Annotated in this window: 16 protein-coding genes and 2 tRNA genes; 10 read left to right on the top strand and 8 right to left on the bottom strand. The window is 56.1% G+C overall.

Annotation, left to right across the window (positions count from 1 at the left end; genetic code table 11):
* Positions 1 to 83: 83 nt before the first annotated feature.
* Positions 84 to 1,565, bottom strand: coding sequence for a peptide MFS transporter (locus tag ED901_RS03770; RefSeq protein WP_122094876.1), 1,482 nt, complete (start codon positions 1,563 to 1,565; stop codon positions 84 to 86).
* 393 nt (positions 1,566 to 1,958) lie between these two features.
* Between ED901_RS03770 and ED901_RS03765 the strand changes: the two genes are divergently transcribed.
* The 3 genes from ED901_RS03765 (at position 1,959) to ED901_RS03760 (ending at position 2,333) form a co-directional block, all read left to right on the top strand.
* Positions 1,959 to 2,048, top strand: a tRNA-Ser gene (locus ED901_RS03765).
* On the top strand, positions 2,006 to 2,149 hold the full coding sequence (locus ED901_RS25030; RefSeq protein ID WP_162997807.1) for a hypothetical protein: 144 nt from the start codon (positions 2,006 to 2,008) through the stop codon (positions 2,147 to 2,149). Before ED901_RS03765 ends, ED901_RS25030 begins: the two co-directional genes overlap by 43 nt.
* 94 nt (positions 2,150 to 2,243) lie before the next feature.
* Positions 2,244 to 2,333, top strand: a tRNA-Ser gene (locus ED901_RS03760).
* 316 nt (positions 2,334 to 2,649) lie between these two features.
* Here the strand turns inward: ED901_RS03760 and astE are convergent.
* The 6 genes from astE to ED901_RS03730 all read right to left on the bottom strand — a co-directional run bounded on the left by astE (position 2,650) and on the right by ED901_RS03730 (position 9,370).
* Positions 2,650 to 3,630: a succinylglutamate desuccinylase gene (gene astE / locus ED901_RS03755; RefSeq protein ID WP_122094874.1), complete on the bottom strand. Its 981-nt coding sequence runs from the start codon at positions 3,628 to 3,630 to the stop codon at positions 2,650 to 2,652.
* A gap of 20 nt (positions 3,631 to 3,650) precedes the next feature.
* Complete coding sequence (astB, locus tag ED901_RS03750) at positions 3,651 to 4,994, bottom strand: N-succinylarginine dihydrolase (protein WP_122094872.1); 1,344 nt, start codon at positions 4,992 to 4,994, stop codon at positions 3,651 to 3,653.
* 10 nt (positions 4,995 to 5,004) lie between these two features.
* The gene (astD, locus tag ED901_RS03745) at positions 5,005 to 6,483 is read right to left on the bottom strand and encodes a succinylglutamate-semialdehyde dehydrogenase (RefSeq protein WP_122094870.1); all 1,479 of its coding nucleotides are present in this window, start codon (positions 6,481 to 6,483) and stop codon (positions 5,005 to 5,007) included.
* Complete coding sequence (astA, locus tag ED901_RS03740) at positions 6,480 to 7,553, bottom strand: arginine N-succinyltransferase (RefSeq protein ID WP_122094868.1); 1,074 nt, start codon at positions 7,551 to 7,553, stop codon at positions 6,480 to 6,482. The genes astD and astA overlap by 4 nt, the downstream gene beginning before the upstream one ends.
* A gap of 28 nt (positions 7,554 to 7,581) precedes the next feature.
* Entirely contained in the window at positions 7,582 to 8,802 is a 1,221-nt protein-coding gene (locus ED901_RS03735; RefSeq protein WP_056769450.1) for an aspartate aminotransferase family protein, read from the bottom strand.
* 202 nt (positions 8,803 to 9,004) lie between these two features.
* The gene (locus ED901_RS03730) at positions 9,005 to 9,370 is read right to left on the bottom strand and encodes a hypothetical protein (RefSeq protein ID WP_122094866.1); all 366 of its coding nucleotides are present in this window, start codon (positions 9,368 to 9,370) and stop codon (positions 9,005 to 9,007) included.
* 207 nt (positions 9,371 to 9,577) lie between these two features.
* Between ED901_RS03730 and ED901_RS03725 the strand changes: the two genes are divergently transcribed.
* The 6 genes from ED901_RS03725 to ED901_RS03700 all read left to right on the top strand — a co-directional run bounded on the left by ED901_RS03725 (position 9,578) and on the right by ED901_RS03700 (position 16,473).
* Positions 9,578 to 10,564 carry an autoinducer 2 ABC transporter substrate-binding protein gene (locus ED901_RS03725; RefSeq protein ID WP_056769447.1) on the top strand — a complete coding sequence of 329 codons (987 nt, stop codon included), beginning with the start codon at positions 9,578 to 9,580 and terminating at the stop codon, positions 10,562 to 10,564.
* Between the two features lie 158 nt (positions 10,565 to 10,722).
* A complete protein-coding gene (locus tag ED901_RS03720; protein ID WP_056769445.1) occupies positions 10,723 to 12,261 on the top strand; it encodes a sugar ABC transporter ATP-binding protein in 1,539 nt (512 codons plus the stop codon).
* Positions 12,254 to 13,243 (top strand): ABC transporter permease, encoded by a 990-nt coding sequence (locus tag ED901_RS03715; RefSeq protein ID WP_056769443.1) that lies wholly within the window; start codon positions 12,254 to 12,256, stop codon positions 13,241 to 13,243. The genes ED901_RS03720 and ED901_RS03715 overlap by 8 nt, the downstream gene beginning before the upstream one ends.
* A gap of 1 nt (position 13,244) precedes the next feature.
* The gene (locus ED901_RS03710) at positions 13,245 to 14,198 is read left to right on the top strand and encodes an ABC transporter permease (protein WP_122094864.1); all 954 of its coding nucleotides are present in this window, start codon (positions 13,245 to 13,247) and stop codon (positions 14,196 to 14,198) included.
* Positions 14,199 to 14,227: 29 nt separating this feature from the next.
* Positions 14,228 to 15,868: an FGGY-family carbohydrate kinase gene (locus ED901_RS03705; protein ID WP_056769439.1), complete on the top strand. Its 1,641-nt coding sequence runs from the start codon at positions 14,228 to 14,230 to the stop codon at positions 15,866 to 15,868.
* The gene (locus ED901_RS03700) at positions 15,865 to 16,473 is read left to right on the top strand and encodes an SIS domain-containing protein (protein WP_122094862.1); all 609 of its coding nucleotides are present in this window, start codon (positions 15,865 to 15,867) and stop codon (positions 16,471 to 16,473) included. The genes ED901_RS03705 and ED901_RS03700 overlap by 4 nt, the downstream gene beginning before the upstream one ends.
* Before the next feature lie 11 nt (positions 16,474 to 16,484).
* Here ED901_RS03700 and ED901_RS03695 read toward each other — a convergent pair whose 3' ends face one another.
* On the bottom strand, positions 16,485 to 17,906 hold the full coding sequence (locus tag ED901_RS03695) for a PLP-dependent aminotransferase family protein (RefSeq protein WP_122095608.1): 1,422 nt from the start codon (positions 17,904 to 17,906) through the stop codon (positions 16,485 to 16,487).
* 367 nt (positions 17,907 to 18,273) lie between these two features.
* Between ED901_RS03695 and spy the strand changes: the two genes are divergently transcribed.
* Positions 18,274 to 18,774 (top strand): ATP-independent periplasmic protein-refolding chaperone Spy, encoded by a 501-nt coding sequence (gene spy, locus ED901_RS03690; protein ID WP_122094860.1) that lies wholly within the window; start codon positions 18,274 to 18,276, stop codon positions 18,772 to 18,774.
* Positions 18,775 to 18,916 lie beyond the last annotated feature (142 nt).

Here is an 18,916-nt window from a genome sequence, read left to right as displayed (position 1 = left end):
TCGGGATGCAACCCTGAGTCCGAAAAAAGAACAGGCCCCGAAAATCGGAGCCTGTGAAATAAATGATTGATGAGATAAAAAACTCAGGCAGCAGCAGGCTCACGGCTGATCAACCGGCGCAGCAGCGGGATCAACACCAGCAGTACCACACTGGTCGCGACAGAACCCCAGCCCAGCGCGTTGAACACCTGGCTGTAGCCCGGATTGGTGACTAACGGCGTGCTGCCCGCATTTTGCGGCATCAGCCCGGAGATATAACTCGCCAGTACCGAGGCCACGCCGGTGACCATCATCCAGCAGCCCATCATCACACCCTGATAGCGCGCCGGAGCCAGTTTACCGATCATGGCGTAACCTATCGGCGAAATCAGCAGCTCACCGATACTTTGCAGCAGGTAGCTGATGGCAATCCATTTGAACGCCACCAGACCGTCGCCGCCTGCCAGATGAATACCAAACGGCAGCACCAGCATACCCAGCCCCATACAGAACAGGGAGGCGGAGAACTGCGTCGGGATATCAATGTTCCAGCCGCGCTGACGCAGGTTTTTAAACCACAGCGCCATCAGCGGCCCGCCAATCACAATCACCAGCGTATTGATGTTCTGGATCCATTGCGGTGCCACACGAATGCCGTACACGTTCAGATCAATATTGTGCTCGGAGAACAGCATCAGGCCCATCGGCGCCAGCTGATAGAGCGTCCAGAACACCAGCGAACCGAGCGCCAGCAGCAGATAAGCTTTCATCCGGCGGCGTTCGTCAGTATCACGATGACGGAACGTCACCAGCGCCATCAGTGCAAAAATAATCACGCCCAGGACCACCACGAAATAACTGCTGAACTCGGCGTGGGTCAGCAGCATACGGATAACCGGCACCAGCACGATCAGAATGGCGATACCGACCGCCATCCGGCGTAACATCTGGCTGCGGCTGGCTTCTTTCAGCGGTGTGCTGATATCAGCCAGAATCGACCAGCGGGACAGCGTCACGACAATCGCCGCAACATTCCCCAGCGTGGCAAACAGGAACAGCGCACGGTAGTTTTCGCTCAGCTGGAAATACCCGGCCACGGCAAAGCCGATGAAGAAACCGAGGTTCATGCCGGCGTAGTTCCACAGGAAAGCCGACTCGCGGCGATCGTCGTCCGGCGCAAACCGCTGTGTCAGCATCATGTTCAGGCAGGTGACGTTCAGTCCGCTGCCGGTGAGGAACATCGCCAGCCCCCAGTAAAGGCCGGTCACGCCTTCAAGTGCAATCAGCGCACAGCCAAACACCTGCAACACCATGCCCAGCACAAACAGGTTACGGTTGCTGAGATAGCGCCCGCCAAGATAGCCGCCGAACATATGCAGACCGTAGTTGAACGCGCCAAACACGCCCATAATGGCGTTAGCATTATCTTCACTAAAGCCGAGTTTTTTCGTGGCATACAGCACCAGCGTGGAATACAACACGGCAAAGCCGAGTGTCGCAAAGGTCTGAACGAAGAATAAAGTGCCTGCACCCGCGGGTATCGCGGGCCGGTGTTGCGACGTGGTCGCGTTGTTTGGCTGACTCAAGAATAACCCCTGTCCCGGTTTATGGAATAACGCTGCTTCGTCTGACGACTTGTACAGTTCTTATAGGAAGCAATTTTTCGAAGGGCAATGTTATACCGCCACGACTGGCGCTTTTCACAACATATGTTGCTATTTGAGCGTAACAAAACGTGTTTGCGGGTTAATCACACACTTATGCGGTTTACTCATTATTGACTCTGCGAGATTAGAAAAATTAATCTCCCACGCAGCGCCCTCACGGTTGTTCAGGCTTAACGCGTTATTTGCTCTGTAAATCATCAAATTGCTCTAAGTTTGGCTAATCGGCACGGAACCTGCAAAAGAATGTTGACGATGAAGCGACTTTTCCCTACATTAGCGCCGGTCAGCAGCACTGCGGTGCGACTGACAGCTGGAGAGGTGTCTGAGTGGCTGAAGGAGCACGCCTGGAAAGTGTGTATATGAGCAATCGTATCGAGGGTTCGAACCCCTCTCTCTCCACCACATTAAACGGAAAAGGTTCTGATGAAAATCAGGACCTTTTCCGTTTTGGGCGCTCTAAAAATCCGGCTGCCCGTGAAATATTCCCGCTGAACAGACTCTGAGCGCCTGACACAAAACGCCGAAAATTTTCTTGACCCCTCGCGGCTGTCTCCCTATAGTAGCGCCCCGTTGCAACGCTCGCGCTGTAACGAACACGGTGAGGTGTCTGAGTGGCTGAAGGAGCACGCCTGGAAAGTGTGTATACGAGAAATCGTATCGAGGGTTCGAACCCCTCTCTCACCGCCAAATTAAAGAAAAGGGTCCTGATGAAAATCAGGACCCTTTTCTTTTGGTTGCCATTCTAACGCGTCAAATTTCATGATTTTCATCCATGAAAAAGGCGGGTCTCCCCCGCCTTATTGAGATCAGTTTCTTTCAGAACCCATCGTATTCGTCATAAATCATGTTCATATGATCCTCCCTGAACCGTTTAACTACGTTTTCGCGTAACAAAAACATGCAATGAATTCAACGTCATGCCGAATCCGATGAACACAAATTACTCACAAGAGCGCCATCTTGCAATACTGTATGAACAAATCAGGAAGACGTCTCGCAAAAATCACATCTTCACCAGCATCAGCCCTGCCCTTAATCCCAGTGCGACATTCGGGTTTGGGAACAGCACCGCTTCTTCGTCTGCTTCCACTTTATAGATCCTGCCGTTTTCCTGTGCGATGACAAAACCCTGGCTGAACGCGGTGAAATTCACAGCATCAGCCGGGACAAACAGCTGGAAATCTTCCTTTGAGCGGATCACATCCTGCACCACGCGGTAATGCACCAGCGGCGCGGTGGCGTCACGGGCGGGTAAGGGTTCGCCGCTGACCAGCGTTTCCAGCGCACGGCGGATGCCGGTGAACTGCGCATGATCGTTACTGCCAAACGGCAACGCTTTACCCAGTTCCAGCGTGCAGCTGTCTGCCTGAAAAACGTCGCTGCTGAAATGGGTAAAGGTGCCGCCCGGTGAGCGATGATGCACCAGGGCGTCCAGCCCGGCAGCGTTGAGCCATTCGAGCATAGACTCCGCTGGTGGCCGCGCCTGAAAAGGCAGCAAGCCGAAACGCACATGCCGGGATCCGCGGATCGCCGTGTGCAAGTCATAATGCAACCGCTGCGTGGCCCCGGCGGCGGAGGCGCTGCGGTAGAACAGCGCCATCACCTGCTCCAGCTCCTGCGCGCGGCGGGTTTCATCGTTAGGTTTATAACGGGCGTGGCGGCCACCAAACATGCGGTTCATGTCGGTATCCACATAACGTTTGTTGATGCGCATTGACGGCGGATTACCCAGCAACACCAGCAGCCGGGTTCGCAGCAGCCTTTCGCCTGACAACAGCTCACTGACCAGTTTACTAAGCAGCTCGATGGGTGCAGTTTCGTTACCGTGAACGCCCGCAGAAATCACCGCCGCCGTCTCACAAGGCTGGCGCGGTGAAAGCTCGAGGATCCCCTCGCCGCGCCACTGCCAGTCCAGCGTTTCCGTTTGTCCCGAAGGCTCAGACACCGGCTCGCCGGAAAGCGTCACCGCCAGAAAATCAAACATCTGTTCACTCCTGTGATGGCTCAGCGCTGGAACGGATAAATCGGCCCCAGACCGAGAATATTGGTCAGTTCATCGAGCGCGGTGCGCACTTCGGTAAGCAGTTGCGGATCGGCCAGATCTTTGGCCTGCATCCGGTCACGGTAATGTTTATCGACCCAGGTATTCAGGCTGATAAACTGCGTGTCGCTCATCAGGGAGCCCACATTGACCGCATTCAGTTCATTGCGATTAAGTGCCACGCGCAGACGCAAACACGCAGGTCCGCCGCCGTTACGCATGCTTTCGCGCAGATCAAACACTTCAATCTGATTCACCGGTCCGCCGCTTTCGATCAGCGCCGATAAATAAGACCAGACCCCCACATGCTGACGGGACTCTTCCGGCAGCACCAGCAGCATTTTGCCGTCGGATTTGGTCAGTAACTGGCTGTTAAACAGGTATGTCGCGACCGCATCGTCAAGAGACACTTTTGACTGCGGCACTTCAATGGGCTGGAAATCCAGATCCAGCGCGGCCATTTTGCGACGAATTTCCTCCAGTGCGACGGCAGAATTCACAAACGCCTGTTCGTGATGGAAAAGCACGTTGCCGTTGCTGACAGAAATGACGTCGTTATGAAACACACCGCTGTCGATGGCCTGCGGGTTTTGCTGAACAAACACCGTGCGTTGCGCATCCAGCTGATGCAGACGTGCCACCGCGTCACTGGCTAAGCGGGTCTGACGCGCAGGATAGCGCACCGGTTCGTTTTCGCCGGTGACCAGCCCGTCGCGTCCGTACACAAACACCTGCACGCCGGGCTTGTCATATTCGCCGCACAACCGGTTATGGTTGGCCGCCCCTTCATCACCCAGCGCGCCCACCTGCGGCAGCGCCCCGTGATGGGCAAAATAGCGGTCAGCATGAAAGGTCGCACGCAAAATGGCCGATGTGGTGTCGGCTTCGATCGCGCGATGAAATTTATTGTTCAGATTCGCCACCGTGAAATGCACACGGCCATCTGCACTGTCGGCTGAGGGCGACACCGTGGCGGCGTTCGCCACCCACATAGCCGATGCCGAGCTCAGTGACGACAGCAGACGCGGCGAGTACGCCTGCGCTTTGGTCAGCACTTCACGGTCGCTGCCGCCAAATCCCATCTGCCGTAAGGTGCTCAGATGCGGGCGTTCATGCGGCGGCAAAATGCCCTGCGCAAAGCCCAGATCGGCCAGCGCTTTCATTTTCAGCAGGCCCTGTTTGGCCGCCAGACGCGGGTTCGCCACTGCGTTCTGATTTTTGGTTGAGGCTTCGTTGCCAAACGACAGCCCCGCATAATGGTGCGTCGGCCCGACTAAACCGTCGAAATTTGCTTCACATCCAGACATGCCTGTCTCCTCAGGTTGTGCGGAAATCGATACCCGGCGACAGCGTCGCGGGGAGTTCCAGCGTGTCTGTTTCCAGCGAGGCCATTGGCCACGCGCAATAATCGGCTGCGTAATACGCGCTCGGACGATGATTCCCCGACGCGCCGATCCCGCCAAATGGCGCATTACTCGACGCGCCGGTGAGCGGTTTGTTCCAGTTCACAATTCCCGCCCGTGCTTCCAATAATAGCTGCTCAAACCGATCGCGCCCGGCGGAGATTAATCCGGTCGCCAGCCCGAAGCGGGTCTGATTCGCCAGGGCAATGGCGCTGTCAAAATCGCTGTAGCGGTAAATACTCAGCAACGGCCCGAAGTATTCTTCATCAGGCACGCCCGCCACGCCGGTCAGATCGATAATCCCTGGCGTCAGCACGGTATTAAGAGGATCAGGGCGGGTCAGCAGCAGCAGCGGTTTGCCGCCCAGCGCCAGTAATTCGTCCTGCGCTTTCAGCATATTGCGTGCGGCTGCGTCAGAAATCACCCCGCCCATAAACGGCTGGGGCTCATCATTCCAGCCACCGACGCGCAGCTGCAGGGTCACCTCCAGCAGGCGCGCGATAAACGCATCGCCCGCCGCGCCCTCTTTCACCAGCAGACGACGCGCACACGTGCAGCGCTGCCCGGCAGAAATAAACGCCGACTGAATGGTCAGGTTAACCGCCGCATCAATGTCTTCCACCGGCTCAACGATCAGCGCGTTATTACCGCCCATTTCCAGCGCCAGAATCTTTTCAGGCTGACCGGCCAGCTGGCGGTGCAACTGATAACCGGTTCCCGCGCTGCCGGTAAACAGCAACCCGTCGATATCTGCGCAGGCCGCCAGCGCTTCACCGGTGCTGCGCCCGCCCTGCACCAGATTCAACACGCCGTCGGGCAAACCGGCCTGTTGCCATAACTTCACGGTTTCTTCCGCCGTTTTAGGCGTCAGTTCACTCGGTTTGAAAATCACGGTATTGCCCGCCAGCAATGCCGGAACGATATGGCCGTTCGGCAAATGACCGGGGAAATTATACGGGCCGAACACCGCCAGTACGCCGTGCGGACGGTGGCGCAGCACCGCTTCGCCGTCCGGCATCGCGGTATGTTTTTCGCCGGTACGCTGCTGGTTGGCTTCCAGCGAAATCGCCACTTTGCCGATCATGGCCTGAATTTCGGTCAGCGTTTCCCAGCGCGGTTTGCTGGTTTCCTGGCTGATGATTTCCGCCAGCCGGGTTTTATGCTCCGTCAGTAAACCGGCAAAACGCTGAATAACCTCCGCGCGTTCTGCCACGGTTTTGCGCGCCCAGGCGGGAAATGCCGTGCGGGCAGCCCGGCAGGCCATATCAACATCTTCCGCGTCAGCGCTCAGCGCCGACCACAGCAGGGTATTGTCCGCCGGATTGATTTTGTTCAGCTGCGCGCCCTGTCCGCTGCGCCACTGGCCCTGAATAAAGAGTGCGGGTTGCATCATGCGAGAGTTTCCTTTTTGAGAGGTTGCGTGGGAGCGTTCAGGTTGCTGCCGGGAAACAGCGCCACGGCGCGCATCATGTCGCCCTCACGCAGCCCGAGAATGTCAGCTTCGGCTGAACTGAGCGTCAGGGACTGCGGCGATTCTTCGCCCGCAATCAGCAGCGCCCGGAAGTTCTGATACTGCTCATTGGCCACCAGATACAGCGGCTCGTCGTCGCCGTCCCGGTGTTCTGCCAGACGAACCGGCCACAGGCGGCTCTCTTTCACCGCGCGCAGCTGGTCAATTTCACCTTCCAGCGTCGGGCCGGCATCGAAAATATCCACATAGCCCTGATAACTCAGCCCTTCGCCTTCCAGCACCGCACGCGCCGGGGCGGTATGCGGATGCACTTCGCCGATCACTTCGCGGGCTTCGTGGCTGAGCAGATCGGTATATAAAGGATGTTTGGGCATCAGCTCGGCGATAAAGGATTTCTGCCCCATGCCGGTCAGGCGGTCGGCTTCGGCGAATTCCATCCCGAAGAAGTGCCGCCCGACGCTGTCCCAGAACGGCGAATGGCCGCTGTCGTCTGAAACACCGCGCATTTCGGCGATCACCTTGCGGGAGAAATATTCTCGAAACGCGGCCAGAAACAGAAAACGGACTTTCGCCAGCAGCTGACCGTTCTTGCCATTGCGGTAATCGGGATCGAGAAACAGCGTGCAAAGCTCGGTATAACCGGTGTGATCGTTACTGAGAAACAGCGTCGGCACCGGCTTATAAATATTCAGACTTTTGGAGGCGTGCACCAGCGTGCCGAGGCGGAAGTTGTACCACGGCTCGCTCAGGCCCACCGCCACTTCGATGGCGCTTACCCCCACCACTTTCGGCTGTTCTGTGTCTTCGAGCACAAACAGATAGCCCTGATCGGGTTTATCCAGACGGCCTTCCCAGGTCGCCACTGAACGCTCAATGCGCGCACGCAACTGCGCCTCATCCTTGGGCAAAGACGTTAAACCGATGCCGGTTTTGCCTGACAACTGCAGAATATCGGCGAGATCGCCGGGCCGCACAGGTCGAATCAACATCATGATGCTCTACCTCATTTATCCCAAAGAATCACGCGCACAGGCGCGCAACGGCACGCTCAAGGCGGTTCAGCCCTTCTTCAATATCTGCCCCCGGTATGATCAGGGACGGCGCGAAGCGCAATACATTCGGCCCGGCAATCAGCGCAATCAGCCCCTCTTCTGCGGCCAGCGTGTTCAGCTGTTTGGCCTGATCCTGATAACGCTCGCTCATCACGGCGCCGATCAGCAGGCCCTGCCCGCGCACTTCGCTGAACACCTGATATTGCTCATTGATGCGTTTCAGGCCGTCGGCAAACCACTGATGGCGCTTGTGCACGCCTGCCAGCACGTCCGGCGTATTGATCATCTCAAACACTTTGCCGGCCACCGCCGTTGCCAGCGGGTTGCCGCCGTACGTGGTGCCGTGCGTGCCCGGCTGGAACAGCACAGCGTAGCGGTCGGTGGTCAGCATTGCGCCAATAGGGAAACCGCCGCCCAGCGCTTTGGCACTGGTCAGAATGTCCGGCACCACGCCGTAATGCTGATACGCATACAGCTCGCCGGTGCGCCCGACGCCGGTCTGCACTTCATCAAAAATCAGCACCGCCTGATGCCTGTCACACAACTCACGCAGGCCTTGCAGGAATTCGGCCTGCGCAGGCACCACGCCGCCTTCGCCCTGGATCGGCTCGACAATCACCGCGCAGGTACGGGAGGAAATCTGGCTGGCGACCGCGGCCAGATCGTTGAACGGCAGATGGGTAATCGCCTGCGGTAACGGCGCAAAGTCTTCCGAGTATTTCGGCTGACCGCCGGTGGTGACGGTAAACAACGTGCGCCCGTGAAACGCGTTTTTGAAGGCGATGATTTCATTCTTTTCGCCGCCGGCTTTATTGCCGTAAAGGCGCGCCAGTTTGAGTGCCGCTTCGTTGGCTTCCGCCCCCGAGTTACAGAAAAACACCTTGTCGGCAAAGGTGGCGTCGATCAGCTGTTTCGCCAGACGCAATACCGGTTCGTTGGTATAGCCATTGCCCAGATGCCAGACTTTATCCGCCTGCTCAAGCAGCGTTTTACGAATTTCCGGATGGGCATGACCCAGCGCATTCACGGCAATGCCGCCCGCAAAATCGACATAATCTTTACCCGCCTGATCCCACAGCCAGGATCCTTCGCCGCGCACCGGAATAAACGCGGCAGGGGCATACACCGGCACCATCCAGTCATCAAAGTTCTGGCGGCTGACGTTTTGTGGCTGCTGTTGGTGTTCCATATAAACCTCTTAATGTAAGGCCAGTGACTGGCTGAATTCAGGGTGCAGGAGCCCGCCCCCCATACCGGCAGGATTTCTGGTTATTGGTTTGTTATTTAAAAGTTAATAAATAATCTCACTCAGTCACATCATAGAGTGCAGGCTTCGTGCCAGCAAAGGATAAAAGTGAATAAAAAGAATCAGCACCAGAAAAAACAATCACTTAAACGCGACCGTTATTCACTTTAAATGCATAAAAAATGAATAAACAAAAAAATCCCCTTTCGCAGCAACGAGGGGCAAAGAATGAGTATGCAGGGAAATATTTTGATTTTTGGCGCAATGTTTTCGTCAGGATTGTGATCCGGCGCGTATCACCTGTGCTGTCGCGCAGTGCATTGCCAGAAAACGGTGCAGGCGCGCACGGTTTTGGCGCATCCGCTGCCGTGACCCTGTTCACACTCTGCGCAAATAAAAAAAACCACAGGCGCATCCTTTCTGAAAAGCCCCCGTGATGGGCTTCATATGTGTTTAATTTGTTAATAAATTGATTACTTTTTGTTTCATTTTTATCGGTAACACCTGCCATAGCGCGCCCGCATGAACCTGGCGATAGATTTAATTAACCAATATTTTACATATAAAGTTATTAAATTTAACAATTAAGGGCTTTGATCACATTCTGTTTACGAGCGAGAGAAAACGGCTTTCCCGTTAAGTTAATCTCTGAGTGTGGAATAAATAACCACTGCCCGTTCCCTACACCAGAACAGAACATCATAAGAAAGGTACAGACATGAAATTTAACCTCGCATTAGTCAATGCATGTGTGGTTTCAGCATGCATGTTATTCACGACACCGACATTCGCCGCCAAGCCTTACGACATCGCCGTGGTCGCCAAAGTCACCGGCATTCCCTGGTTCACCCGCATGGAAGTCGGCGTAAAAGAAGCCGCGCAAAAACTGAATGTGAATGCCTATCAGGTTGGCGGTTCAACGCCTGATCCGGCACAGCAGGTTAAAGTGATTGAAGATCTGATCGCCAAAAAAGTGGACGCCATTATCGTGGTGCCCAACGACGCCAAAGTGCTGGAGCCGGTGCTGAAAAAAGCCCGCGATCAGGGCATCGTGGTGTTAACCCATGAATCGCCGGATCAGCAAATTGGTCAGTGGGATATCGAAACCATCGACAGCCAGAAATATGCCGAAGCCAATATGGATGAGCTGGCGAAAGACATGGGCGGCAAAGGCGGATACGCCATTTATGTCGGTTCCCTGACCGTGCCATTGCATAACGCCTGGGCAGACGCCGCCATTAAATATCAGAAAGAAAAATACCCCGATATGCATGAAGTCACCTCACGCCTGCCGGTGGCCGAAAACATCGATAAGTCTTACTCCACCACGCTGGATCTCATGAAAACCTACCCTGATCTGAAAGGGATTATCGGTTTCGGTTCCCTCGGCCCGATCGGTGCCGGTCAGGCCGTTCAGCAGAAACGTGCGAAAAACAAACTCGCGGTGGTGGGTATCGCCATGCCCGCTCAGGCTGCGCCCTACCTGATGCGCGGTGATATCAAGAAAGTCCTGTTGTGGGATCCGAAAGATGCCGGTTACGCCTTAGTGACCGTCGCCGACCAGTTGTTACAGGGTAAAGAAGTCACCAAAGACCTGAGCATCGAAGGGTTGGGCAAAGCGGATGTGGATATGGATAAACACGTGATCCGCTTTAATAAAATTCTGGAAGTCACGCCAGAGAATGCAAAATCACTCGGCTTCTGATGTAGCTTTTTAATTCTTTAATTTACCGGAGACATATTTATCTCCAGCGCCACACCAGGCAAATAGAAACAGATACGGCGTTGTGTGCTGTGCCGTATCTGAATTTCTAATCAGACATTGAATACTTATTCTAAATAGAACGTTGTAAGGATAATGTGATGAACACTCTCACTCCGTCGTCCGGTTCGCGCACGTCCCCTGCCCCTGCTGAGGCTTTTATCAGCCTCGAAAAAATCAGTAAAAAATTCCCCGGCGTATTAGCGCTGGATAATGTCAGCCTGACGCTGAATAAAGGCGAAGTGCACTGTCTCGCCGGTCAGAATGGCTGCGGTAAAAGCACCATCATTAAAGTCATTTCCGGCGTCTATCAGCCGGAAAAAGGCGCGGCAATTACGCTCGATGGAAAACTTTTTCATAGCCTGACGCCGCAACTTTCTTCTTATTACGGCATTCAGGTTATTTATCAGGATCTCTCTTTATTTCCGAATTTATCGGTTGCCGAAAATATTGCCATCCACCGTTATTTACCGGGCGGCGATTTTTGGGTACATCGCGAGGCAATGCGCAAAAAAGCTGTGGCCGCTATGCAACGGGTCGGAATTTCTCTGGATCCGGATCGTAAAGTCGAAAAGCTGTCGATCGCCGACCGTCAGTTAGTGGCAATATGCCGCGCAATCGCTGCTGACGCCAGCCTGGTGATCATGGATGAACCCACCGCGTCGCTGACCCGCACCGAAGTGAACGGCCTGCTGCGGGTGGTGAATGAACTGAAAGCCGCGGGTATCTGCGTGGTGTTCGTCAGCCACCGCCTTGATGAAGTGATGGAAGTCGCCGACCGCATCAGCGTGATGCGCGACGGCAAACTGGTGGGCACCTATCCGGCCAGTGAACTCGACAGCAATGAGCTGGCGTTCCTGATGACCGGACAGCGTTTTACCTACAGTCACCTGCCGCACCGCGCACCGGCCAACGTCACGCCGCTGCTGGAAGTCAGCCACCTGAGCCGCAAAGGCCAGTATCAGGATATTTCGCTGTCGCTGCGCCAGGGCGAAATCACCTCGATTATCGGCCTGCTGGGTTCAGGGCGTACTGAACTCTGTATGAGCTTATTCGGCATGAGCCAGCCGGACAGCGGCGAAATCCGCGTTAACGGCAAGGCGGTGAAATTTCACAGCAACCGCGACGCCATCCGTCACGGTATCGCTTATGTCTCGGAAGACCGTCTGACGCAGGGGCTGATCATGGAGCAATCCATTTACGACAACACACTGGTGTCGATTTTCGACAAGCTGCACACCGCCACCGGGCTGATGGATCACCGCAAAGCGGCGTCAGTGGTGAAAGACCTGATCCGTGACCTGAACATCAAAGTCTCCGACAGCGGCCTGCCGGTGAAAACGCTTTCCGGCGGCAATGCGCAGCGTATCGCCATCGCCAAATGGGTGGCGACGCAGCCGCATATTCTGATCCTCGATTCGCCGACCGTCGGCGTGGATATCGCCAATAAAGAAGGCATTTACCGTATTGCCCGTGACCTGGCGGAATCCGGCATGGCGGTACTGATGATTTGCGATGAAATTCCGGAAGCCTATTACAACAGTCACCGCGTGCTGGTGATGCGCAAAGGCGAACTGGTGGCGGAATTCGCCCCGCACCAGAGCAGCGAAGCGCAGATTGCGGAGGCGATCAATGGATAACAACGCACTGTCGAAACTGTTCTCCCGGCACGAATTCTGGCTGGGATTACTGGTCCTGCTGCTGGTCATCGGCCTGAGCCTCAGCACCAGTGAATTTATGACGCTCGGCAACCTGACCGACGTTGCCACCAGTTACGCCATTCTCGGCATTCTGGCCTGCGGCCTGTTTGTGGTGCTGATTGCCGGGGGTATCGACATCTCCTTCCCGGCGGTGACGTCCATCGGCCAGTACGTGATGGCGAGTTACATCCTCCATCATGGCGGCAGTTTTCCGCTGGCGTTTGCCATGTCGATGGGCACCGGTTTGCTGCTCGGGCTGGTCAATGGTTTTCTGGTGTACTGGCTGCGCGTGCCGGCCATCATCATTACCATCGCCACGCTGAATCTGTTCTACGGATTGCTGGTGTACCTGACCAACGGCACCTGGCTGTACGGCTTCCCCGACTGGTTTATGAATGGCATTAACTGGTTCTCCTTTACCGCCGCGGACGGCTACGACTATGGCCTGACGCTGCCGTTACTCAGCCTGCTCGGGGTGATTATCGCCACCGGTGTGCTGATGAACCGCACCCGCGTCGGACGGCAGATTTACGCCATGGGCAGCAACCGTGACGCCGCGTCGCGCCTTGGTCTGAACATTCTGCGGCTGCATTTTTACGTCTACGGCTTTATGGGATTACTGGCGGGTATTGCTGCGGTGGTTCAGGCGCAAATCACTCAGTCCGTCGCACCGAATTCCCTGCTCGGCTATGAGCTGACGGTGCTGGCGGCGGTGGTGTTAGGCGGTACCAGCATGACCGGCGGGCGCGGTTCGCTCACCGGCACCATTCTGGGTGTCATGCTGCTGGCCTTCCTGCAAAACGGCCTGACGCTGCTGAGTATCTCGTCTTACTGGCATCAGGTGTTCAGCGGCCTGATCATTCTGATCAGCATCAGCAGCACGGCGTGGAATGAAAAACGCAAACTGGCAAAGGGGATGTGACATGACGACCTTAACCCGATTTTTCCCCGGCGACCGCATCATCCGTTTGCAGTTGCTGATCATCGTTGCCGTGGCCGTGTTGTTCTCCTTCACGCTGGGCGGCAGTTTTTACAGCGTCGGCAATTTCCAGTCGATCTCTTCGCAGTTGCCTATTCTGGGCATGCTGGCGCTGGGGATGGGCATCACCATGCTTACCGGCGGCATCAACCTTTCGGTGATTGCCGGTGCGAATGCCTGCTCGCTGGCCATGGCGGCCATTATGGTGGCGCACCCGAATCAGCCGGAATATTTCGCGCTGGCGATGCTCGCCGGGCTGGGCGTGGCGGTGGCTATCGGTGTGCTTAACGGCGCGCTGATCGCCTATGTGGGTGTCTCGCCGATTCTGGCGACGCTCGGCACCATGACGCTGATTGCCGGGCTGAACATTCTGCTGACCAGCGGTGCGGTGATTTCCGGCTTCCCGGCGGCCATCCAATATCTCAGCAACGGCAGCCTGCTGGGCATTCCGGTCGCCCTGCTGTTGTTCCTGCTGGTGGCGCTGCTGTTATGGGTGTTGCTCGAACACACCACCCTTGGCCGCAGCCTGTATCTGATGGGCTCCAACGAACAGGCCACACGCTTTAGCGGCGTCAACACCCATAAAGTGACTATTGCGGTATACGTGCTTTCCGCCCTGCTCGGCTGGGGCGCGGCTCTGCTGATGATGTCCAAATTTAACTCGGCGAAAGCAGGCTACGGCGACTCCTATTTGCTGGTGACCATTCTGGCCTCCGTGCTCGGCGGGATTAACCCCGACGGCGGCTTTGGCCGGGTCATCGGGTTGGTGCTGGCGCTGATCGTCCTGCAAATGCTGGAAAGCGGCCTCAACCTGATGGGCGTCAGCAGTTACCTGACGATGGCCCTGTGGGGCGGCGTCCTGATCCTGTTTATCGCTCTGCAAAACAGAAAATCTTAAGCGAAAGCTTTTTACCGAAGGGAAAGAACATGGCGAGTTATTTTATTGGAGTTGACGTAGGAACCGGCAGCGCCCGCGCGGGCGTCTTCGACATGACCGGCCGCATGGTCGGCCAGGCCAGCCGTGAGATCACGTTGTACCGCCCGAAAGCCGATTTCGTCGAGCAATCTTCCGATGAGATCTGGCAGTCCGTCTGTAACGCCGTGAAAGACGCGGTGAATCAGGCCGACATCAACCCGATTCAGGTGAAAGGTATCGGTTTCGACGCCACCTGTTCGCTGGTGGTGCTGGATAAAGAAGGCAAACCGCTGACCGTCAGCCCGTCCGGGCGCAGCGAGCAGAACATCATTGTGTGGATGGATCACCGCGCCATTACGCAGGCGGAACGCATCAACGCCACCGGCCACCGCGTGCTGGAATTCGTCGGCGGGATTATTTCTCCGGAAATGCAGACGCCAAAACTGCTGTGGCTGAAACAGCATATGCCCACCACCTGGAACAACGTCGGGCACCTGTTCGATTTGCCGGATTTCCTGACCTGGCGCGCCACGCAGGACGCCACGCGCTCTCTGTGTTCCACCGTCTGTAAATGGACCTACATCGGCCACGAAGACCGCTGGGATCCGAGCTATTTCCGCCAGATCGGGCTGGAAGATTTGCTGGAAAATAATGCGGCGAAAATCGGCAGCGAAGTGAAAACCATGGGCGAACCGCTGGGGCACGGTCTGACCCAGCGCGCCGCCGCCGAAATGGGCCTGATGGCAGGCACGGCGGTCAGCGTCTCGATCATTGATGCGCACGCAGGCAGTCTTGGCATTCTCGGCGCCAGCGGCGCATCCGGCGAATCGGCAGATTTCGACAACCGCATCGCGCTGATCGGCGGCACCTCGACGGCACACATGGCGATGTCGCGCAGTGCGCGCTATATCGGCGGCATCTGGGGTCCGTATTACTCGGCGATTTTGCCGGATTACTGGCTGAACGAAGGCGGGCAATCCACCACCGGCGCGCTGATCGATCACGTCATTCAGTCGCACCCGTGCTATCAGGATCTGCTGAAACAGGGCAAAGACAGCGGCAAAACCATTTACGAAGTGCTTAACGGCATCCTGCGCAAAATGGCTGGCGAGCCGGAAGACATTGCCTTCCTGACCAAAGACATTCATATGCTGCCCTACTTCCACGGCAACCGTTCACCGCGCGCCAACCCGACGCTGACCGGTACGCTGACCGGCCTGAAACTCTCGCGTACGCCGGAAGATATGGCGCTGCATTATCTGGCGACCATTCAGGCGCTGGCGCTCGGCACCCGTCACATTATCGAAACTATGAACCAAAGCGGTTACCGCATTGATACCATGATGGCAAGCGGCGGCGGCACCAAAAACCCGGTGTTTGTGCAGGAGCATTCCAACGCCACCGGCTGCGCGATGTTATTGCCGGAAGAAAGCGAAGCGATGTTGCTCGGCAGCGCCATGATGGGCACCGTCGCGGCGGGTGCGTATGACTCGCTGCCGGAAGCCATGGCCGCCATGAGCCGCATCGGCAAAACCGTCACGCCGCAAACCAACAAAATCAAAGAGTATTACGACCGCAAATACCGCGTATTCCATGAGATGTACCACGACAGCATGAAGTACCGCCGCCTGATGCAGGGGGAAACCGAATGAATGCAGAGGAAGAATTTGCTCTGGCGTGTCAGGGCTGGCAAACCTACAGCCAGGAATTACTGGCATTGCAGCGCCATCTCGATGCCGATATCTGGCAGCAGTTGCTGACGCTGGTGACCGGCTGTAAGGGCAAAATTGCGGTGACCGGCGTGGGCACGTCGGGGATTGCGGCGCGCAAAATCGCCCATATGCTGGCGTGCGTTGAACAACCGGCGGTGTACCTCAGTGCCACCGATGCCGCGCACGGCGACTTAGGTTTTATGCGCAGTGATGACCTGATGATCCTGATTTCGCGCGGCGGAAATTCCGAAGAGCTGACGCGCCTGCTGCCGACGCTGAAAGCCAAAGGTGTGGCGATCGTCAGCGTGACCGAGAATCTGGATTCAGCCATTGCCCGTGCCGCCACGCTGGTGGTGAAAACCCATATCCAGCGGGAGATCGATCCGCTGAATATGCTGGCGACCACCTCTATCGTGCTGGTGCTGGCGGTGTTCGACGCGCTGTGCGGCAACATCATGCTGCGCAACGGCTTTGACCAGCAACGTTTACTGAAAGTGCATCCGGGCGGAAACGTCGGTAAGACGCTGCGGGAACAGGATGTCTGACAACGCGCTTTTCACTGTTTAATTTCCTCCGCCACCAGCGCCGCCAGAATCGAGATGGCGCGCGCGGTGTGCGGGGCCCATTCGAAAGACGTGTTGATGCGGATGCAGTGGCTGAAACGCTGATCGGCGGAAAACATGCTGCCGGGCGCCACACTGACGCCTTTCGCCAGCGCCAGCTGATAGACCCGCGCCGCATCGACGTTTCCCCCCAGATCCAGCCATAAAAAATAGCCGCCCTTTGGCTGGCTGACAGAAACCTGTGCGGGAAATTCGGCGAGAATGGCGTGATACATCGCCATTTGCCGCTGCTCGAGTACGCGGCGAAGGCGGCGCAGATGGGTGTCATATCCTCCCTGCTGTAAGTAATCGGCCAGCGCCAGCTGCACCGGCACGCTGGCCGATAAAGTGCTCATCAGCTGTAACCGCTGGATGCGCTCCGCGTATGCCCCCGCCGCCACCCAGCCGACGCGAAAACCCGGTGCCAGACATTTAGAAAATGACGAACAATGCAGGATCTCGCTGCGGTAGGACGAGGCCTTCAGCGGCACCGCGCGTTCACTGCCGAAATAGAGTTCGCTGTAAACGTCATCTTCAATAATGGCGACCTGGTGCGCCTGCAAAATATCCACCAGCCGGGCCTTGTTTTCCGGCGGCAAGGTACAGCCGAGCGGATTCTGATAGCTGGACATCAGCCAGCAGGCTTTGATCGGGTAGGTTTCCAGCGCTTTTTCCAATGCATCGGGATCCATGCCGTATCGCACGTCAGTCGGAATGGCGACCGCTTTGAGTTTGCGCCGCTCAATGGCCTGCAACACGCCATAAAAAGCCGGAGACTCAATCGCCACCCAGTCTCCCGGCTCGGTCACCATCTGCAAACTCAGCCCGAGTGACTCCATCGCGCCAGACGTAATGACGATTTCATCCGGCGCGACTTCGATACCGTTTTGCGCATAACGCTGGGCAATGCTGCGGCGCAGCTCTTCGTTACCCGGCGGCAGGTTGGCAGTGGCGCTGTGAGGGGACATCCGGCGCACGGCGCTGGCAAGCGATCGCGCCAGACGCGGCTGGGGAAATAACGTCGGATCCGGGAACGCCGAGCCAAGCGGCACCACGCCAGGATCTTGTCCGGCTTTGAGAATATCAAAAATGGCATCGTTGACGTCCACCTGCTCGGCGGCATGCAGACGCTCGTCCGGCTGATGCCGCACCGGACGCTGCAATCCGGCAGCCACGTAGTAACCGGACTGAGGCCGCGCGACGATCACTCCCTGACTTTCCAGCAGCTGGTAAGCCTGCAGGACTGTCATCAGGCTCAGGCCAGACTGCTTGCAGGTATCGCGCAATGAAGGCAGGCGATCGCCGGGCAGCCAGACCTGGGTGTCAATTTGTTTGCGCAGCGTGCGCGCCAGTTGGGCATAGCGGGATTCAGTCATAATGCGGATCACTGTTACAGGCGGTGTTAACGAAATGAAAACTATTATGCCTGTTTTCGCCTGTTCATCGCCAAGTAAACCGTGAGTAAACTTCAAACATTCTTTACACGCGGGCTATAGCGGCAAATCATTCATCATGTTAATGTTTGAATCCTTCGCATGACTCGGATTTATCCGAACCACCATTCACGTCTGTTCGCCTAACCTTACGCTTTCTAAACATTTTCTCCATGATTGCGCGAAATGTGTCTCTCCGACTTTCAGAATTTTACATCTACCTCGCATTACTATTCATTGGATTCAGTAGACTTGCTTTCGTCGAAACAAAACGGGCAACGTGCCTGAATCTTCAATAAGGAATTTTATTATGCGTAAACTTACCGCAATGATTGTGGCTTCAACCCTGGCTCTGAGCTCTGCTTCTTTCGCGTTTGCTGCTGAGACGACTGCACCTCCTGCACCTGATGCTGCTCACGGCAAAATGCTGCATCATAAAGGCCCGCAACACATGAACCCGTTTGCCGGCCTGAACCTGACTGAGCAGCAAAAAACTCAGATGAAAGACATCATGAAAGACAGCGGCGCACGCCCTGACCGTGCCGCTATGAAAGCGCAGATGGATCAGATGCACAGCCTGGTGGCGACCGACAGCTTCGACGAAGCTAAGGTGAAATCGCAGATTGATACCATCACCAAAGCACAGTCTGACCGTATGCTCGACCGTGCCCGTGCAGAGAACAAAATGTATAACCTGCTGACACCTGAGCAGAAAAAACAGTTCAACGAGAACTACCAGAAACGCTCTGCCAAAATGGAACAGATGCGTGACCACAAACCAGGCCAGGAAAAACCTGCTGCTGCAGAATAATCCCCGACCTGACAGAAATAGACCGGCCTTCGTGGCCGGTTTTTTTTGGTTTTTTCCTGCCCCGCCACAACTTTATTGTCATCCGACCAGTACTCTCTGCGCAAAGCGTAAACCGCATCACACTTCCGCTTTTAACTTCAAA

Origin of the sequence: Rahnella sp. Larv3_ips (assembly GCF_003697865.1) — a bacterium.
In the GTDB taxonomy this organism is placed as follows: domain Bacteria; phylum Pseudomonadota; class Gammaproteobacteria; order Enterobacterales; family Enterobacteriaceae; genus Rahnella; species Rahnella rivi.
Note: the sequence above shows the minus strand (reverse complement) of the source record. Positions and strands in the feature narration are given on the sequence as shown.